General features: G+C 61.2%; 2 protein-coding genes. Both read right to left on the bottom strand.

The window, feature by feature from the left end; genetic code table 11:
• The coding region (locus tag NW820_RS08675) for a cache domain-containing protein (RefSeq protein ID WP_414407260.1) at positions 1-1,214 on the bottom strand (1,214 nt) is incomplete at its 3' end.
• Between the two features lie 18 nt (positions 1,215-1,232).
• The coding region (locus tag NW820_RS08670; RefSeq protein WP_414407259.1) for an ABC transporter permease at positions 1,233-1,836 on the bottom strand (604 nt) is incomplete at its 5' end.

The raw sequence follows: 1,836 nt of genomic DNA, 5'->3' as shown, positions 1-1,836 counted from the left end.
GTCTGCACCTCCTGGATGGGGCCGGGATCCAAAGGGGGCCAGGGCTGGAAGCCGCTTTGGATAAATTGCTCGGCTACTTGGGTGAGGCGGCGCAGGGGACGGGAGAGAGCTTCGCCGAGGAGGATCCCTGTCCCCAGCATGCTCAGCAATAGCCCACCCCCCAGCAGCGCAGCCTGTTGGGCGCCCCGATGGACTTCGGCCAGAAGGGTTGCCTCTGGGATCCCATGCACAAAATAAAAGCCCAGCCTCCCTTTACTCTGGAGGGACTCCACCTCCACCCAGTAAGGGATCCCTCCGACCTTGAGGCGCAGCGGATTTTGAGAAGAGGCCGTCTCCCAGGAGCCCACCTGCTCTTGCACAGCCACCAGCAGCGGATGGGGAGCAGGCCCCGCCGTACTGGCCACCACCTGTCCTTCCTCGTCCAGCAGAAAGATCGCCCCCATGGGAGAACGGCCTTCCATCTGTTCCAGAAAGGCTTGAAGCTGCCGGACGGAGAGGGAAGCCACCAAGCTGCCGTAAACCCGCCCCCCCGAGTCGGTCAGGGATAGGGACGTCACGATCAGCCGCTCTGGATCCTGGGCAGGAAGCTCCGCAAAAAATCGGGTTACCACCCAAGTGTCGCGGATCCCTTCCGACTGCAGGAGCTGGGGAAACCAGAACAACTGCCTCAGATCCACAAAGCCTAACTGCCTCCTCAGGCCAGTGGGATCCCCTGTTTCCGGATCCCGTTGGCGGCCCTGGGCGGATCCCGGCAAGAGGCCGGGGGTGTGGTAAGTCCAGATCGACCCATCGGCGTGACGGCGGGCGATCACAAACCCCCCTTGAGCCGAGACAAAGCCGACATAGCTGAGCTCAGGAAATGGCTGCAACTGGCGGGCAAAGTGAGCTTCCAGCACCTCTAGATCGGCTGGGCTGGGGGTTGTCAAATCGGGCAGCAGCCCCCCCCTCACTGCCCCTTGATTGAGGGCATTGATCTGAAGGGGAATTTGCAAATATCTGGCAAGATGCTCTTCGGTGCGGTCGGTAACTTCCCGCCTCAGTTGCTCCGTCAAGCGCAGCGCCAGGTGTCGCCCGCCCTGCCAGGAGAGATAGGCCACTCCCCCCACTCCCCCTGCTACTGAGAGCACTAGGGGCAGCAGCAACGCCACCCGCAAAGGAATGGAGCGGAAAGGCCAACGGGATCGCCCTTCAGAAGAACCAGAGGAAGACGGCATGGGATCCCTCACAGAACCTCAGGCTTGGGGAGGTTCCAAAGCCCGCTGCAGAGTGCCAAGGCCGATCTCGGCCGCAATAGCCAGAAGGGCCACTGGAACCGCCCCCACCAGCAAGATAGCGTTGTCATAGAGAGCAAACCCTAGGGTAATGAAAGTACCCAGCCCTCCTGCGCCGATAAACGCTGCCAGAGTAGCACTGGCAATCACCTCAATGGTAGCCGTTTTAACACCGGCCAAGATCACCGGCAAGGCCAAAGGGATCTCCACGTGCCGCAGTACCTGGGCAGGGGTCATGCCCATGCTCAGGGCAGCTTCCCGCAGGGCCGGCTCAAGGCTGCGGAAGGCCACATCCGTGCTGATCAGAATGGGGGGCAACGCCAGAAGGGTTAGGGCGACAACTGCCGAACGGAAGCTGAGGCCGAAATAGGGGATGGCCAAAAACAAAATGGCCAAACTGGGGATCACCCGCAGGCTGCTAAACGCATTGATCACCACCAGAGAAAGCATCTGGGAGCGGGAGCTGAAAAAGCCCAGCGGCAAACCCAACAGCAGCCCCATTCCCAAAGGCACCGCCACCAGTTGCAGGTGTTGGACGAAAGCTTGAAACAGCATGTCGCTGTGG

Origin of the sequence: Synechococcus sp. R55.7 (assembly GCF_047461955.1) — a bacterium.
Taxonomy (GTDB): domain Bacteria; phylum Cyanobacteriota; class Cyanobacteriia; order Thermostichales; family Thermostichaceae; genus Thermostichus.
This window is presented reverse-complemented; position numbering and strand designations above follow the sequence as displayed.